At 63.1% G+C, this 16,481-nt stretch carries 13 protein-coding genes; 10 read left to right on the top strand and 3 right to left on the bottom strand.

From position 1 onward, the window contains the following. The first annotated feature begins 39 nt into the window (after positions 1–39). Entirely contained in the window at positions 40–1,422 is a 1,383-nt protein-coding gene (locus P0Y58_16695) for a DUF1329 domain-containing protein (protein ID WEK28544.1), read from the top strand. Between the two features lie 47 nt (positions 1,423–1,469). Here the strand turns inward: P0Y58_16695 and P0Y58_16690 are convergent, their stop codons facing one another. The 3 genes from P0Y58_16690 to P0Y58_16680 all read right to left on the bottom strand — a co-directional run bounded on the left by P0Y58_16690 (position 1,470) and on the right by P0Y58_16680 (position 5,864). Next, positions 1,470–3,599 (bottom strand): FAD-dependent oxidoreductase, encoded by a 2,130-nt coding sequence (locus P0Y58_16690; protein WEK28543.1) that lies wholly within the window; start codon positions 3,597–3,599, stop codon positions 1,470–1,472. A gap of 82 nt (positions 3,600–3,681) precedes the next feature. Beyond that, positions 3,682–4,512, bottom strand: a complete 831-nt coding sequence (locus tag P0Y58_16685; GenBank protein ID WEK28542.1) for an alpha/beta hydrolase — start codon at positions 4,510–4,512, stop codon at positions 3,682–3,684. A gap of 17 nt (positions 4,513–4,529) precedes the next feature. Beyond that, on the bottom strand, positions 4,530–5,864 hold the full coding sequence (locus P0Y58_16680; GenBank protein ID WEK28541.1) for an MFS transporter: 1,335 nt from the start codon (positions 5,862–5,864) through the stop codon (positions 4,530–4,532). A gap of 226 nt (positions 5,865–6,090) precedes the next feature. Between P0Y58_16680 and P0Y58_16675 the strand changes: the two genes are divergently transcribed. The 9 genes from P0Y58_16675 (at position 6,091) to P0Y58_16635 (ending at position 16,355) form a co-directional block, all read left to right on the top strand. After that, positions 6,091–6,825 (top strand): SDR family oxidoreductase, encoded by a 735-nt coding sequence (locus P0Y58_16675; protein WEK28540.1) that lies wholly within the window; start codon positions 6,091–6,093, stop codon positions 6,823–6,825. A 14-nt stretch (positions 6,826–6,839) separates the two neighbouring features. Then, complete coding sequence (locus P0Y58_16670) at positions 6,840–7,613, top strand: SDR family NAD(P)-dependent oxidoreductase (GenBank protein ID WEK28539.1); 774 nt, start codon at positions 6,840–6,842, stop codon at positions 7,611–7,613. Between the two features lie 5 nt (positions 7,614–7,618). Further along, positions 7,619–8,248: a nuclear transport factor 2 family protein gene (locus P0Y58_16665; protein ID WEK28538.1), complete on the top strand. Its 630-nt coding sequence runs from the start codon at positions 7,619–7,621 to the stop codon at positions 8,246–8,248. Positions 8,249–8,257: 9 nt separating this feature from the next. Then, positions 8,258–9,331, top strand: a complete 1,074-nt coding sequence (locus P0Y58_16660; protein WEK28537.1) for an alkene reductase — start codon at positions 8,258–8,260, stop codon at positions 9,329–9,331. Between the two features lie 25 nt (positions 9,332–9,356). After that, positions 9,357–11,222: a long-chain-acyl-CoA synthetase gene (locus P0Y58_16655; protein WEK28536.1), complete on the top strand. Its 1,866-nt coding sequence runs from the start codon at positions 9,357–9,359 to the stop codon at positions 11,220–11,222. Next, positions 11,215–12,303 (top strand): MBL fold metallo-hydrolase, encoded by a 1,089-nt coding sequence (locus P0Y58_16650; GenBank protein WEK28535.1) that lies wholly within the window; start codon positions 11,215–11,217, stop codon positions 12,301–12,303. The genes P0Y58_16655 and P0Y58_16650 overlap by 8 nt, the downstream gene beginning before the upstream one ends. A 71-nt stretch (positions 12,304–12,374) precedes the next feature. Further along, entirely contained in the window at positions 12,375–14,051 is a 1,677-nt protein-coding gene (locus P0Y58_16645) for a DUF1302 family protein (GenBank protein ID WEK28534.1), read from the top strand. A 139-nt stretch (positions 14,052–14,190) separates the two neighbouring features. Continuing rightward, on the top strand, positions 14,191–15,402 hold the full coding sequence (locus P0Y58_16640) for a thiolase family protein (protein ID WEK28533.1): 1,212 nt from the start codon (positions 14,191–14,193) through the stop codon (positions 15,400–15,402). A gap of 5 nt (positions 15,403–15,407) precedes the next feature. Further along, on the top strand, positions 15,408–16,355 hold the full coding sequence (locus tag P0Y58_16635) for an OB-fold domain-containing protein (GenBank protein WEK28532.1): 948 nt from the start codon (positions 15,408–15,410) through the stop codon (positions 16,353–16,355). Positions 16,356–16,481 lie beyond the last annotated feature (126 nt).

Raw genomic sequence — 16,481 nt, 5'->3', positions numbered from 1 at the left:
AGGTACCCCAGTAGTCCTGGTCTGCGAAGGAGCCAACCGATGAAAATAACAACAAAAGGCGTGATGTTCGTAGCTGCAGTGGCCGCCAATGTCGGCCTGCAAGGCAACGCACTTGCGCAAGTGTCGCCTGAAGAGGCTGCCAAGCTCGGTAAGGAGCTGACCTGTGTCGGTGCCGAGAAAGCCGGTAATGCCGAGGGCACCATCCCGCCTTACACCGGCAAATACCTGGGCGAAGTGCCGGGCTGGAACCATGTGAAGTTTTCTGGCGATCAACCGGTCGACCCTTACGCCAACGAAAAGCCCATCCTGGTGATCACCGCGCAGAACATGGGCCAGTACGAAAGCCATTTGACCGAAGGCCAGAAGGCCTTGCTCAAGCGCTATCCCACCACCTACAAAATGAACATCTACCCAGGCCATCGGGACTTCCGTTACCCGGACTATGTCTGCGAGCGGGCGATGAAGAACGCCCTGAGCGCCAAGCTGGTCGACGACGGCATGGGCATCGAGGGGATTGGCCAGGTACCGTTCCCTATTCCGAAAAACGGCATGGAGCTGCTGTGGAACCACCAGCTGCCGGCACGGGCCTACACCGAAGAAAAGGTCAGCGACCTGGCTTCGGTGTTGCCAAACGGCAGCATCGGTTGGGGCCGCGCCCATGCACGCAACCTCTCGCAGGCCAACTCACCGACCGTCGAGCCAAAAACCGAAAGCCAGATACAGGCCATGAGCTGGAACACCACCTTGAAGCCGGTGCGTGACAACGGTGTGGTGAGTATTTCCCAAGAGCCCTACAACTTCCTCGCCAACCCACGCCAGGCCTGGAGCTACAGCCCGTCCACCCGGCGCGTGCGACAACTGCCTGGCTACGGTTACGATCAACCGATGATCGGCACCAATGGCACCATGACGGTTGACGAAGACCGCCTTTACAACGGCTCGCCCGAGCGCTTCAACTGGACGCTGATCGGCAAACGCGAAGTCTATGTGCCGGCCAACGCCTTCAAACCCAATACCGGTGACATCAAGTACGCCGACATGCTTACCCCCAACCACCCCAACCCCGACTACATGCGCTACGAGCTGCGCCGCGTATGGGTGCTTGAGGCCAAGTTGAAAGAGGGTTACCGCCATGTCTACGGCAAGCGTGTGCTGTTTATCGACGAAGACACCTGGAACGCGGTGGTTTCGGACAACTATGACAGCCGTGGTGCGCTGTGGAAGCACGCGATGATCAACTACTACTACCACCCGGACATGAGCGCCTGGCAGGCCGGTTCGCAGTTCTTCATGGACCTGAACTCGGGCCAGTACACCGGCTACGCCATGACCAACGAATCGAAGAAAGGGCCGATTCTCAACGAAGCCAAATTCACCCCGGACATGTACACCGCCGATGCGGCGAGGGCGATGGGGCGGTAACGGCGAAGCCAAAAAAACCCAGGTAAGCACCTGGGTTTTTTTTTGCCTCAGGCTTCTCGCCCAGCGCGATTGCCTGCGGCGATGGCGCCTTCGATATACCCCAGGCTCTGGCAGTCACCAATGCTGACCACCTTCAGTCCGGCGCTGCTCAGTGCATCGCTCAGGCGGGTATCAGGCGTCGCACCACTGGCCAGCACCACCGAATCACCACGCACCTCGGCAGCTTCACCTTCGGCTGTCTGATAGCGCACGCGGTTACCGTCGATGGCGGTAACGCTCACCCCGGTCAGCAGCTGCCCACCGTGCACCCGGATGCCATGCAGCACCCGCCAACGCCGCACAATCGCCAGTTCCCGGCCCAGGTGGCCACTGCTTTCCAGCACGCAAACCTGGCGCCCACGCGCAATCAGGAACTCCGCCAGTTCCAGCCCCACCAGCCCACCGCCGACAATGATCACGCGCTTGCCCAAGGGCATCCACACCCGTGACAGCTTTTGCATGGCTTCGGTGCTGTCGGTGACGCCGATCAGGTTGCCGGCCTTCATCAGGGTGCGTTGCGTCAGTGACAGCTTGCGCCGGGCAATCTCTTCGGCGCGGTCGCCGGTCATCAGCCGGCGCAGTTCATCACCGCTCCATACATGATCCTGCTCGGCGCCGGGGATGTCCGGCGCGGCGCGCTGTGCGCCGGTGGCAACAATCACCTGATCGACGCCCAGGTCGCGCAGCAGGGCTGCATCTACAGTACTGCCCATGCGTACATCGATGGGCAGTTGCCGCACCTGGTACAGCAGATTGTCGAGCAGGCGACCGTTCTCGGGGTAGGCGAGGGCCGCAAAGAACAAGGTACCGCCCAGGCGGTCACTGCGCTCAAGCAGCGTCACGCGATGGCCACGCAAGGCCGCCACGCGTGCGGCTTCCAGGCCCGCCGGGCCACCGCCGACCACCGCAACATGTTGCGCGGCTGCCACTGGCGTGATGATGCGCTCGCTTTCATGGCCGGTTTGCGGGTTGACCGCGCATTTGACCCGTTGGTTGATGAAGATCTGGCTGACGCACACATAACAGTAAATGCACGGTCGAACGGCCTGCAGCTGCCCGGCCTGCAGTTTGTTCGGCAATTGTGGGTCGGCAAGCAACTTGCGGCCCATGGCAATGAAATCGCACTGGCCGGCAGCAATCGCTGCGTCGCCGGTTTCAGGCTCGATACGCCCGACGGCAATCACCGGAATGCTCACGCACTGCTTGATGGCCGCTGTCCATTCGAGAAAGGCCGCCGGCTTTTGCACCAGCGGCGCTTCGGTAAAGGCCACGCCGCTACTGGTCATGGCATAGGCCGAGACACTGACCGCATCGGCGCCCGCGCTTTGCGCCAGGCGGGCAATCGCCTTGGCATCGTCGAGGGTGATGCCACCGGGGGTGAGCAGCTCTTCGGCATCGAGCCGCAGCCAGACGCCAAAGCCGGCGCCAACCCGCGCGCGGATGGCGGCCAGCACCTCAAGTAGCAAGCGCGCACGGTTTTCCAGTGCGCCACCGTAGGCATCTTCACGGCGGTTGTAATACGGCGATAGAAAGCCGGCGATGATGTAGTTGTGCGCGGCATGGATTTCCACGCCATCGAACCCGGCGCGCTGCGCACGCCCGGCGGCGGCGGCGAACCATTCGACCATCTGTGCGATGTCGTTGTGGTCCATCACCCGCATCTCGATCCCGCCTTTGCGACCGCGAACGGCACTGACAAAGGAGGCGAGCTCTTCCGGGGTCAAGGCCTGCATCATGTCGGAGTTACTGGCCGGGGGCAGCGACGGTACCCACAGCGGCCGGCCCGCAGCCATGTCCCGTATGGCGTTCTTACCGGCGTGCTGCAACTGCATGGCGATCTTTGCGCCGTGCCTGTGCACGCGTTCAGCCAGTTGGGCAAGGCCCGGGATGAATTCATCAGAAGAGACGCCGACCTGGTAAGGCTCGGCGGTACCGGCGGGGAAGGCGACGGCGCACACACCCATGATCAACAGCCCGGCACCGCCTTCGGCACGTGCTTCGTAGTAGGCCTGGATACGTTCGCCGCACTGCCCGTCGGCTTCGGCGAAGTTGGAGCCCATGGGCGCCATGATGATGCGATTACGCAGTTGAAGGGGGCCGATGCGGCCAGGCTCAAGCAAGTGGGAGAGTTTTGTCATTGTTATGTCAGCCCTTGGTAGAAGCCAGTCGATACGACAGCGGCCAGGTTGCTGCTGTCGCAAGGTACGTTGCGTACGGCGACTAGGCTTGGCGCAGGAACTCGAGGCAGGAACGGTTGAACAACTCACGGTGCTCCACCTGAACCCAGTGTCCACAGCGATTGAGCAGAATAAAGCGGGCGTCAGGGGCGTTGTCGAGCACTTTCATTGCGCCACCAACCGGGTTGAAGTTGTCGTTGGTGCCCCAGAACCCCAGAATCGGGACGCGCAGCTCTTCAAGGCGCTCGGTCATGTTCGGCACCATCATGGTCGAGAACAGGCAGTGCGGCTGATATCGGGCCACGGCAACGCGTTCGGCCAGCAGGCTGTCGGGCAGTTGCGAGGAATCGAACAGCTGCAGGCTCATGATCTGGCGCATTTTGTCGATGTCGAGCGGGCCTGCGTTGAACAGCTCGACCATGCGCTGAATGCCGATCTTCTTGAAATAGGTTTCGCGCTCCTCGACACCGCCCGGGGCCATCAGGATCAGCTTGTCGAGCAATTGCGGTTCGGCCAACCCCAGGCCAATGGCGATGGCGCCCCCCAGCGAGTTGCCGAGCAGGGTGCAGCGCTGCACTTCAAGGGCCTTGAGCAAGCCGGACACGGCGTTGACGAAGAATTCCAGGTTGTACTGGACGTTGTCGGGTTTGTCCGAGCGGCCGAAGCCAGGCAGGTCGATCACCAGGTTACGAAAGCCGGCCGCGACGAAGTCGGGGTAGTTGCCCTTGAAGTTGCTGTAGCCACTGGCGCCCGGGCCACTGCCATGCAACCACACCACGACGGGGCCGCTGCCTTCGTCGAGGTAATGCAGGCGCAGGCCGTTGTCGAGGGTGACGAAGTGGCCGATAGGCAACGGTAGGTCTTGTTCTGACATCTTCGAATCTCCATTGATCAGGCAGTTACGGCATTTTCAGGTGTGGCAGTCGGTGCAGCCGAGCGCTGCAGTTGAGCGCGGTAGCGGGGCAGGGCCATGCCCAGGAATACGGTGGAGAGCATCAGCATCGAAATGGAGGTGGCCAGGGCGTAACGCAGCGCTTCTGTGCCGAGGGACGGGGCAAACAGGTCGCTGAGGACACCGATCAACAGCGGGCCGACGCCGACACCCAACAGGGTCATGGCCATGACGAAGATTGAAGTGGCCTGGGCCAGGCGCGCAGCCGGGAACAGATGCGTGACGGCACCCAGGCATGGGGTTGCCCACCAGGTACCAAAGAAGGCAAAGCCTGCATAGAACAGGAACGCGGCCGGTACCGGGGTGCTGCCCAGATGGAACAGAATGCCGGTTGGCCAGAGGAAGTACGCCAAGCCGAACGGGATACTGACCAGGGTGGCAAGCAGCGGTACGCCGATCTGCCAGCCCGCATCACGGCGGGCCATGCGGTCGGAAATGATGCCGCAGGCCAGGGTGCCGAAGGTGGCGCCGCTGCCGCCTACCACACCGACCAGAAAGCCCGCATCCTGCAGGTTCAAGCCGTGGGAGCGGATCAGGAAACTCGGGCTCCAGGTGCCGATCGCATAGCCGGCGATAGCGCTGGACGCGCCGGTCAGCACCAGCCACAGGAACGAGGGGGTTTCCATCAGCTTGGCCACCGTCTTCGCCCAGCCTTCCTGAATCACTTGGACCTTGGTCTGCATTTCGCTGGCAATTGCCGGCGCCCGAACAGTGAGCCACAGCAACAGCCCCAGCAGGATGCCCGGTACGCCAATGATCAGGAACGCCGAGCGCCAGCCGTAATGCTGGGCGATCCAGCCACCGAAGCCGAGGCCGAATATGGCGCCGAAGCTTGAGCCGAGCATCAGGATGGACAGGGCAGTGGAGCGGTTTTTTGCCGGGTAAAGCTGCGAAATCATCGCCACCGAAGGCGCCGTGCCGCCGGCTTCACCGACCGCTACGCCGATCCGCGCCAGTACCAGCAGCCAGAAACTGGTGGCCAGGCCGCAGGCCATGGTCATCACACTCCAGGCAATGCAGCAGGCGGCAATCACCGGCTTCGGCCCGATACGGTCGGAAAGCCGGCCCAAGGGGAAGCCGAAGAGGGTATAGAACACCGCGAAGGTCACCCCCGAGAGCAGGCCGATGCCCGTGTCGGAAATGCCGAACTCCGCCTTGACCGGCTCGATCAGGATCGCCATCAACTGCCGGTCGATGTAGTTGAAGATGTAAATCACGGCCAGCACGAACAGTGCGTAGTGGCTACGCCAGGTAACGGGGTTGGAAGAGTTCACGACGGGTGCTCCCGGTTTTGTTCTAGTGAGCAGGAGCGTGGCGCCGATCATGCTCGGGCACATCGTCCATTCAGACCACTTGCTTGCGGCATATGGGCAAGCACAGCTGCGTAGTCTTATCGGACGATGTTGCGGTTTTGTACAGGGTTAATGATTCGTCCCGTGCTCGATCATCCAGCGTGTAGTGCAGGTGATCGGGGAAGCCAAGGCTTGCGGGAGATCAACGATGAAGTTAGCGAACAAAGTGGCCCTGATCACGGGCGCCGGGCAAGGCATGGGGCGGGCAATTGCCCAGCGCTTTGCCGAGGCCGGCGCACGGGTGGTGGCGGCCGACATCAACCTGCAGGCTGCCGAGCAGACGATCGAAGGCCTCGGTGAGCACGCCATGGCGCTGGCGTGCAACGTCGCCGACGGCGACTCGGTGGCGGCGGCCATGCACAAGCTGGAAGCCCGTTTCGGCGCCCTCGACATCCTGGTCAACAACGCCGGTGTCGGCTCGGTCGACGCCTTTGTCGACACCCCGGACGCGCATTGGCAGCGGGTCATTGGGGTGAACCTCACGGGCACGTTCCTGTGCAGTCGTGAAGCGGTGCGGCTGATGCAAAAGCACGCCATCCAGGGCGTGGTGATCAATATCTCCAGCACCGCCGCGATGACCGGCGAAGGCCCAAGCCATTATTGCGCGGCCAAAGCCGGGGTCATGGGGCTTACCCGCAGCATGGCGCGCGAGCTCGCCGCCAGTGGCATCCGCGTCAACACCCTGGTGCCCGGCCCGACCAACACCCCGATGATGGCCGACATCCCCGATGAGTGGGTGCAGGGCATGCTCAAGGCAATCCCCCTGGGCCGTATGGGCGAGGTCGACGAGATCGCCCGCGCCGCGGTGTTTCTGGCCAGTTCCGACGCCAGTTTCATCACCGGTCAGAACCTCGCCGTCAACGGCGGCATGGCCTTCATTTGAACCGGGAGCAGGCAATGAGCAGACGACTGCAGGGCAAGATCGCATTTATTACCGGTGCCAGCTCCGGGATTGGTGCTGCCACCGCGCAACGCTTTGCCCAGGAGGGCGCCACCGTGGTGCTTTGCGGGCGTAATCAGGCGCCATTGGAAGCCGTGGCCAGCGCCATCCGCGAAGCCGGTGGCAAGGCCCATTGGCAAGTCGCCGATGTCAGCGACGAGCAGGCCTTTGTCGGGGCAATCGAAGCCGCGGCGCAACAGCATGGCCGCCTGGACATCCTGGTCAACAACGCCATGGCTTACACCTGGGGTGCCATCGACAGCACCAGCACCGATGACTGGCACGCCAACTTCAGCACCACCGTAGACGGCACGTTCTGGGGCACACGCACGGCCATGGCGCTGATGAAAGCCCAGGGCGGCGGCGCCATCGTCAACATTGCCTCGATCTGCGGGTTGTTCGGTACGCCCTGGATGGCCGGCTACTCGGCCGCCAAGGCCGCGGTGATCAACTTCAGCCGCGCCGCAGCCAGCGAAGGGGCGGCCAACAGGATTCGCTGCAACGTGGTGGTCCCGGGCGTCATCGAAACCCCGGCAACCGCAGGCATGCTGGCCGACGCCAAGGCCCGTGGCAATACCGAGAAACTGATCCCGCTGCGCCGTATCGGCCAGGCGCAGGAGGTGGCCAACGCGATTCTGTTTCTGGCCAGCGACGAGGCGTCCTATATCACCGGTGCGTGTGTGCCGGTGGACGGTGGGCGCAGCTCGGAACTCTACACGGTGCTGGAGTGATGAGCATGGAACCGAACACGTTGTTGGCACGTATCGACCGGCTTGAGTCGATTGAGGAAATCCGTCAACTGGCGGCCAAGTACTCGCTGTCGCTGGACATGCGCGACCTCGATGCCCACGTCAATCTGTTTGCCGAAGACATCCGCGTTGGCCGCGAAAAGACCGGCCGCGCGCACCTGAAAGCATGGGTCGATGCCACCTTGCGCGACCAGTTCAGCGGCACCTCGCATCACCTGGGCCAGCACATCATCGAACTGCTTGACGCCGACAATGCCGTTGGCGTGGTGTATTCCAAGAACGAGCATGAGACCGGCCCCGAGTGGGTGACCATGCAAATGCTCTATTGGGATGACTACCAGCGCATCGATGGCCGTTGGTACTTCCGTCGCCGCCTGCCGTGCTACTGGTACGCCAGCGACCTCAACAAGCCGCCGATCGGCGAGCGAAAAATGCGCTGGCCAGGGCGTGAACCCTATGCCGGCAGCTTCCACGACCTGTTCCCGTCCTGGGCCGAGTTCTGGGCCCGGCGCCCGGACAAGGACCAACTGCCCGACGTCGCCCCGGCCGCGCCCCTGGAACACTTTCTAGCCACCCTGCGACGCGGTGCTGTGGCACCGAAGATTCGTGTGCGCTGAGGAATCACGATGAGCATCTTGTTTGAACCCCTGCGTCTGGGCGAGCTGGAACTGGGCAACCGCATTGTCATGGCGCCGATGACCCGTAGCCGCGCCAGCGCACAGGCGGTGCCGACGGCTGAAATGCTCGACTACTACCGCCAGCGTGCCAGTGCCGGGCTGATCATTGCCGAGGGCACCGCGCCGTCGGCAGATGGGCTGGGCTATTGCCGCACGCCGGCCATCTATGACCGCGCGCAGATCGAGGGCTGGCGCCAGATCACCCGCGCGGTGAGTAATGCCGGCGGGCGCATGGTGTTGCAGTTGATGCACGTGGGCCGCGCCGCCAATTGGCAGAACAAACCGGCCGGGGCACGGACCGTCGCCCCATCGGCGATCCGTGCCCGCACCCAGGTGTTCTGCGACGGGGCTGGCCTGGTCGATACCGATGAGCCTCAGGCATTGAGCCTAGAGGACATCGACAACGTGATCGAGCAATACCGGCGCGCAGCCCTGAACGCCCGCGAAGCCGGCTTCGAAGGGGTCGAGTTGCATTGCACCAGTGGTTACCTGCCGATGCAGTTCATGGCGTCCGGCAGCAACCAGCGCAGTGATGGCTATGGCGGCGCGGTAGCCAACCGCGTGCGGTTTCCGGCCCAGGTGCTGACCGCGATGGCGGCGGCGATCGGCCCGGGGCGTGTGGGTTTTCGCCTATGCCCGGGTAACCCTTACAACGACATCAGCGACGCTGACCCGGCCGCCACTGCACAAGCTTTGTGCGAGCAGGTCGAGCCGCTTGGCCTGGCGTACCTGCACATCATGCGCTCGCCGCTGGCCGCACTGGATGCCTTCGCATTGGCCCGCAGCCATAGCCGCGGCGGGTTGATCCTCAATGACGGCTTCGACGGGCCTTCGGCTGCAGCGGCAATTGAAGCTGGGCAGGGCGAGGCGGTGTCGTTTGCCCGCCACTTCATCGGCAACCCGGACCTGGTCCAGCGCCTGCGCGCCGGCCTGCCCCTGGCCGGCTTCGACCGCAAGACGCTCTATACGAAAGGCTCGCCTGGCTATTCGGACTATCCGACCCACGCCCAGGCGACTGCATGAACAGCCGGTTTTATCGGAGGTAGGGATGAACAATTTCAATAACAACGCAAGCCTGCTGCCCAGTGTTGATCGCGGGGTTGTGCCTCGCGAGCACACCCAGGCCATCCTTGATCGCCGGGCCGAAGCCGCCGCGCGGATCAAACCTGCGGATCGCTATACCCTGGCTGATCGCCTCGAAGAACAGGCGCAACGCCACGGCGAGCGGCCTTTCGTCATTTACGGCGATCAACGTTTGAGCTACGCCCAGGTAAACGCTCGGGCTGACCAGCTGGCCCACGTTTTCTATGCCCGTGGCCTGCGCCCCGGCGATGTCTGCGCGCTGGCCATGGAGAACCGGCCGGCGTTTTTCTGCTGCTGGTTCGGCCTGGTCAAGCTCGGTGTAGTGGTGGGCTTCGTCAATACCCAGGTCAGTGGCCGGCCGCTGGTGCACGCGCTGGAGGCCATCGAGGCCAAGGCAATGCTGGTCGGCGAGGAAGTGCTGGGCAACGTGCTCGCCACCGAAGGCCTGCCGCCGCTGCCGCTGTGGCTGGTCGAAGATGCCGAGCAAGCGTGGGCCGGGCCGATGCCTGCACAGGTCGACACCGGCCTGGCTGAAGCATTGGCCAATGCCCCGATCACGCCATTCCCGCGTGACCTGCGTGCCGACCTGCGCGCCGAGTCGCCGAGCCTGCTGATTTTTACCTCGGGTACCACCGGCTTGCCGAAAGCGGCGCGTTACAGCCACATGCGCTGGATGTCGACGGGCGACATCATGGAAGTCACCCTGCAGACCACGCCCAGTGACGTGTTTTATTGCTGCCTGCCGCTGTACCACGGCGCAGCGGCCACTTCAGTGACGTCGACCGCGCTGAAAACCGGCGCGGCGATCGTGGTGCGGCGCAAGTTCAGTGTCCGCGAATTCTGGAAAGACGTGCGTGAGCACCAGATCAGCGTGTTCCAGTACATCGGCGAGATCTGCCGCTACCTGCTCAACCAGCCCGAGGCGGCCGGCGAACGCGAGCATGGCCTGCGCTGTATGCTCGGCGCCGGGTTGACGCGTGAAACCTGGCAGAACTGGGTGCAGCGTTTCGGGCCTATACAGGTGTTCGAGGGCTGGGGCTCCACCGAGTCCAATACCAATGTGGTCAACGTCGACAACTACCTGGGCGCCTGCGGGCGCATACCGTTCTGGGACAAGAGCAACCTGCGCCTGGTGCGCTATGACGTTGAAACCGACAGCCACCCGCGGGACGAGCAGGGCTTTTACCAGCTCTGCGAAGTGGGTGAAGTGGGTGAAGCCCTGGGTTTTATCATCGACCACCCGCAGATCGGTGGCGGTCGCTTCGAGGGTTACACCTCGGCCGAAGCAACCGACAGCAAGATTCGTCGCAATGTCTTGCGCCACGGTGATGCCTATTGGAGTTCGGGTGACCTGCTGCGTTTTGACGAAGACGGCTACCTGTACTTCATCGACCGCATCGGCGACACCTTCCGCTGGAAAAGCGAGAACGTCTCGACCCTGGAGGTGGCGGCTGCACTGGGCGATCTTGCCGGGCTTGAGCTGATCAACATTTACGGCGTGCAGGTGCCTGGGCAAGAGGGCCGCGCCGGCATGGCGGCGGTACTGATGCAGCCAGGGCAGCCCTTTGACCCGGCAGCGTTCTATGCGCTGACCGAGGCGCGTTTGCCACGCTATGCGGCGCCGGTGTTCGTGCGGGTGTCGGCGGCGGCCGACCTGACCAGCACCTTCAAATTGCGCAAGGTCGACCTGCAGCGCCAGGGTTATACGCCCACGGCGTTCAGCGACCCGCTGTTCATCCGTGACGAAAGCAGCCGCAGCTATGTGCCGTACAGCACCCAGGTGCTGGGGCGCATGGGCCTGGCCGCTTTTGCGGGTGACGTCAGTGAGTAGCCTGGATGCCCAGGGGCACGAATGGCGCTCGGGCCTGCGCTTCCCCTGGCCGCAGCCACCGGCCAATGGCGAGGTTCAACAGGTCGCCGAAGGGCTTTTGTGGCTGCGCATGCCGCTGCCGTTCGGGCTTGACCACATCAACCTGTACCTGCTGCGCCACGGCGAGGGTTGGGTGGCGGTCGATACCGGGCTCAACAACACCCAGACCCGCGACATATGGGAAGCACTGTTTGCCACGGTGTTGGGTGGTTTGCCGCTGGTGGCGGTGATCTGCACGCACTTTCATTCGGACCACGTCGGGGTGCTCGGCTGGTTGACCGAGCGCTTCCGCTGCCCGGTGTTCATGACCGTCAGTGAATATCAGGCCATGCATCAGCTCGGCGCGCCGGGCAATACCGGCACGAGCTGGGCGTTTTACCAGCATTACCAGCGCGCAGGTTTCAACCAGGAGCAGACCGCCGCGTTGTTCCCGCTGCTGGGCTCCGCGCACTTTCGGCCAGAGGTGCCGACCAGCTTCCGGCGCCTGAGTGAAGGCACCCGACTGGTGATTGGCGGGCGCCGTTGGCAGGTCCTGATCGGCCGCGGCCATTCGCCGGAACATGCCTGCCTGTACTGCGCCGAGGACGGCCTGTTGATTTCCGGTGACCAGGTGCTGCCGCGCATCACTTCCAGTGTCTGCGTGCAGGTCACCGAGCCGGATGCCGACCCGCTGCGCGACTGGCTGGACTCGGTCGAGCGCTTGCGGGAGGTGCCCGACAGCGTGCTAGTGCTGCCGGCACATGAACGGCCGTTTTACAACCTGCATTTACGCCTTGATCAACTGCGCGCGCACCACCAGGGGCACTTGCAACAGCTGTTGGCGGCCTGCACCGCGCCGCGCAGTGCCGTGGAGCTGATGGCCGAGCTGTTTCCGAAGGTAAAAGGGCGCTTCGACGAATTGATGGCGATTGGCGAGACCCTGGCGCATGTCAATTACCTGATTGCGCAGGGGCAACTGGTGCGTGAAGAAACAGCCGGCGTGTTCCGTTACGGGCACACGCCCGAGGGTGTCAACGTTCAGTCGGTGCTAGGGCAGCTCTGAGCGAGCTGAGGGTAACGAGTGGTGTTCTTGCACTTTTGCGCGACCGTCAGGTCGTTAATCGGAGAGGCAGTGTGACTAATAAAAACAACAAATATGGTGCTGGCCCGGCTGTATCGGGTTTCGAATTATCGGGTCTGGTGGTGGCAATCGCACTGGTGTCCACACCCGCATGGTCCGGTGAAACCATCGAGTTCGACAACGGCACGACGATCGACTGGACGGTGACCACCAGCTACGGCCTGGGGGTTCGCCTGTCGAACCCTTCAAGCAAGCTGTTGACAGCCAACGCCGATGATGGCGACCGCAACTTCGACAAGGGCAGCCTGGTGACCAACCGCATTGGTGCCCTGGCCGAGATGATCGTGCGCAAGGACAACTACGGCGGGGTGTTGCGCGCCAGTACCTTCTACGATGATGTCTACCATCGGTCCAACGACAACGACTCACCGGGCACGGTCAACAAGGCCGGCGATCACAACGAGTTCACCAGCGACACCAAGTATTACAGCGGCGGGCGCAGCAAGTTCCTCGATGCCTATGTGTTCAGCGGCTGGCGCTTTGACAATGGCTCGATGCTCGACGTCAAGGCCGGGCGCCATATCGAGTCATGGGGTGAAAGCTTGTTCTACCCCGGCGTCAGCGGCGTGCAGAACCCGTCCGATGCGGTCAAGGCCGCGCAGCCAGGGGTCGAGGTCAAGGAAGTGCTGTTGCCGGTCGGGCAGGTGTCGGCGTCGTATCGGTTGAACCCGCAGTGGACCTTGGGTGCTTACGTGCAATACGAATGGATGGGCACGGAACTGCCGCCGGTGGGCAGCTACCTGTCCACCAGTGATGTGGTCGGGCCCGGGCGAGAATTTCTCATCGGCGCCAATGGTTCGCGGATCAACTACCAGGGCACCGATGAACCGCGTGACAGCGGTCAATGGGGGGCACAGGTACGCTTTCGACCCGTGCCCGCCCTGGAACTGTCACTGTTTCATGTCAATTATCATGACAAGAACCCTGCCACTGCCCTGGTGGGTTACCGGGCCGTCCCGGCCGGGCCAGGCGTGTTCTTCGGAACGCCGGATGGCTACCGCATTACCTACTTTGAAGACATCAAGCTGACCGGGATCAGTGCCTCGACCAAAATCGGCGAGACCCAGATCGGTGGCGAGTGGTCGTATCGCGACGGTGCTCCGGTGATGGTCAACACCGGCCTTGGCCCAACGCCTGCGCGCGGCAAGGGCCAGCAAATGCAGCTGTCGGCAATCCGCATTCTGGGTGACCGGCCTTGGGCGAGCCAGACCTCGCTCACCGCCGAGATCGTCCATGTGCGAGTCGACAGTGTTGATGAAGCCTCGGCGGCGCCTAACCTGCTGGGCCTGGGCAACAGCCTGATCCCGTCCATGCGCCCGCTGGTGCAACCGTCTGACGACTACACCTACAAGACCTCGACGGGCTGGCGCAGCAAGACGGCCAGTGCCTACACCCTGGGTGCGTCCTTCAGCTACCCGGGCGTGTTCGAAGGCTGGGACCTCGAAGTGCCGGTGAACTTTTCCAACGTGTTCAGTGGTGCCACGCCGATGGCCGGGACCATTTCCGGGTTGCAAGGTGACCGCCGGTTGAGCATGGGCGCCACGTTCAAGTACCTGGGCAACCTGGAAGTCGCCCTGCGGGTCACTGGCTACCTGGGCGATGCTGACCCGGTCAAGCGCCTGCTGGCAGACCGCGACTACGGTACATTCTCGGTCAAGTACAGCTTCTGACTGGCGCGCCGGCGCCAGGGTTGGGTCAACCCTGGCGCCGGCTGCTGACCTAGTCAAAATGGACGATCACGCGCCACGGCACCTGTGGCATGGTCGCAAGACAAAAACCTCAAGCACACAGCCTTCGAGTGGGGGATACATGGGTCTTAAAGGTCATGCGGCGATTGTCGGCGCCGCGCAATACAAACCCGAGAAGTACGCCACAGCGCCGCGAATGTTCCATCTTGAGCAAGTGGCCGACCTGGCAGCTCAGGCGCTGCGCGACGCAGGCTTACGTGCCGAAGACCTGGATGGTCTGGTGATCAATGGCCCGCACTTCCACGAAGCGTCGGTGTTCGTGCCGGCCATGGCCGCCGAATACCTGGGTTTGTCTGTAAATTTCGCCGAAGTGGTCGACCTGGGTGGGTGTACCGCCGTGGGCATGGTCTGGCGCGCGGCCGCGGCGATCGAACTGGGCCTGTGCCAGGCGGTGCTGTGTGTGATGCCGGCGCGGCTGGCGCCGATGGGCCCCGACGAAGATCCCGGGGCAATGGCCCGCGCCATGCGTTACGGCGGTCACAGTACTGCGTTTGGCGCGCCGGAGGCGGAGTTCGATCTGCCATACGGCCACATGGGCCAGAACACCGGCTACGCCATGATCGCCCAGCGTTATGCCGCGCAGTACGGTTATGACCCGGTGGCCATGGCCAAGATTGCCGTTGATCAGCGCACCAATGCCTTGGCCAACCCCCAGGCGATGTTCCATGGCCAGCCGTTGACGATCGAGCAGGTGCTGGCGAGCAAGCGCGTGGCTGACCCTTTGCACGTACTGGAGATTGTCATGCCGGTGGCCGGTGGCGCGGCCTTGATCATTGCCTCCAAGGAAGTGGCCGCACGTGCACGCAAGCGCCCGGCATTCATCACAGGCTTCGGTGAGCACCTGGCGTTCAAGTCGCCTTCGTATGCCCGGGACATGCTCAACACCCCGATTGGGCCTGCTTCGCGCCGTGCCTTCGAGATGGCCAGGCTCAAACCGGGCGATGTCGATGCGGCGCAGATCTATGACTGTTACACGATTACCGCATTGCTGACCCTGGAGGACGCCGGCTTCTGTGCCAAGGGTGAGGGCATGCAGTTTGTTCGCGAGCATGACCTGACCTGGCGCGGCGATTTCCCGATGAACACCCACGGTGGCCAGCTGAGCTTCGGCCAGGCCGGCGCTGCCGGGGGCATGTCACAGGTGATCGAGGCTGTCACGCAGATCAGCGGTGAGGCGGGTGAGCGCCAGCTTGAACGCTGCGACGCTGTCTACGTCTCGGGTACCGGTGGCGTGATGAGTGAACAGGCCGCGTTGATTCTTCAGGGAGCATGACCCGCATGTCGAACAATAAACCAATGCCGGTGCCGACTGACATTTCTGCGCCGTTCTGGGAAGGCCTGAAGGCACAGCGCCTGCTGATACAACAGTGCAACGCCTGCGAACACTGGGTGTTCTACCCGCGCAGGCACTGCCCGCAGTGCCTGGCACATGACCTGAGCTGGCGAGAAGTCAGCGGTGGCGCCAGCCTGTACAGCTTCACCGTGGCACGCATTGCCACATTGCCGGATTTTGCCGACGAGATGCCGCAAAAACTGGCCGTTATCGAGCTGGACGAGGGCGTGCGAATAAACACCACCCTGGTGGGGCTGGAAGAGGATCAGATCCGTATCGGTATGCGGCTCAAACCGGTTTTCGCCGAAGTTGACGCCAAGGGCACGCGGTTACTGCGCTTTACCGGCCCGGACCAGGACAGCACGGCGCTGCAGCGTTACAACGGTGCGCCTGCGGCGCAAACCAAGGAGCAGGGTGAAGCAGCAGCTGTACGCCTGATCGCCATGGATGATGACGTGGCGCTGCAGAGCCTGGTCAGCGAAACCTTCAGCGCCTGGAGCAACGAGATTGTCATCGATCAAGCCCTGATCGATGCCTTCGCCGCGCTGTCGGGTGATGACTACTGGATTCACACCGATCCGCAGCGTGCGCGCAAGGACAGCCCATTTGGCGGCACCATTGCCCACGGCGCGCTGGTGCAGGTGTTGCAGTCCCGGCTGAAGCTGGCGCTGGGCTATGAAATCACCGGCTTCAGCACCATGGTCAACTACGGCTCCGACCGCCTGCGCTTCCCGGCGCCGGTGCCGGCCGGCTCGCGGGTTCATGCGCGTGCCAGGGTCAAGCAGGTGGCGCGGGTCAAGCGCGGCACCCAGTTGACCCTGGAGGTGAATACCCACGTCGTCGGCAGTGATCGCCCCTCGGTCATCAACGACCTGGTGATCCTGTACATGTAACCCCTCTTTGGGATGGCACCGGCTTTGCCGGTGATCGCGGCTAAAGCCGCTCCTACAGGTTGTGCGTGCCCTGTAGGAGCGGCTTTAGCCGCGAAACAGGCGACGCGGTATCCCCCGATAGATCAA

Source organism: Candidatus Pseudomonas phytovorans, assembly GCA_029202525.1.
Classification (GTDB): domain Bacteria; phylum Pseudomonadota; class Gammaproteobacteria; order Pseudomonadales; family Pseudomonadaceae; genus Aquipseudomonas; species Aquipseudomonas phytovorans.
The sequence above is the reverse complement of the archived record's forward strand: the minus strand, read 5'-3'. Positions and strand labels throughout refer to the sequence as shown.

Coding starts and splice junctions, on each gene's coding strand:
- P0Y58_16670 (WEK28539.1), top strand. CDS start 6,840: ATGAGCAGACGACTGCAGGGCAAGATCGCATTTATTACCGGTGCCAGC.
- P0Y58_16660 (WEK28537.1), top strand. CDS start 8,258: ATGAGCATCTTGTTTGAACCCCTGCGTCTGGGCGAGCTGGAACTGGGC.
- P0Y58_16695 (WEK28544.1), top strand. CDS start 40: ATGAAAATAACAACAAAAGGCGTGATGTTCGTAGCTGCAGTGGCCGCC.
- P0Y58_16685 (WEK28542.1), bottom strand. CDS start 4,512: ATGTCAGAACAAGACCTACCGTTGCCTATCGGCCACTTCGTCACCCTC.
- P0Y58_16690 (WEK28543.1), bottom strand. CDS start 3,599: ATGACAAAACTCTCCCACTTGCTTGAGCCTGGCCGCATCGGCCCCCTT.
- P0Y58_16635 (WEK28532.1), top strand. CDS start 15,408: ATGTCGAACAATAAACCAATGCCGGTGCCGACTGACATTTCTGCGCCG.
- P0Y58_16655 (WEK28536.1), top strand. CDS start 9,357: ATGAACAATTTCAATAACAACGCAAGCCTGCTGCCCAGTGTTGATCGC.
- P0Y58_16665 (WEK28538.1), top strand. CDS start 7,619: ATGGAACCGAACACGTTGTTGGCACGTATCGACCGGCTTGAGTCGATT.
- P0Y58_16640 (WEK28533.1), top strand. CDS start 14,191: ATGGGTCTTAAAGGTCATGCGGCGATTGTCGGCGCCGCGCAATACAAA.
- P0Y58_16675 (WEK28540.1), top strand. CDS start 6,091: ATGAAGTTAGCGAACAAAGTGGCCCTGATCACGGGCGCCGGGCAAGGC.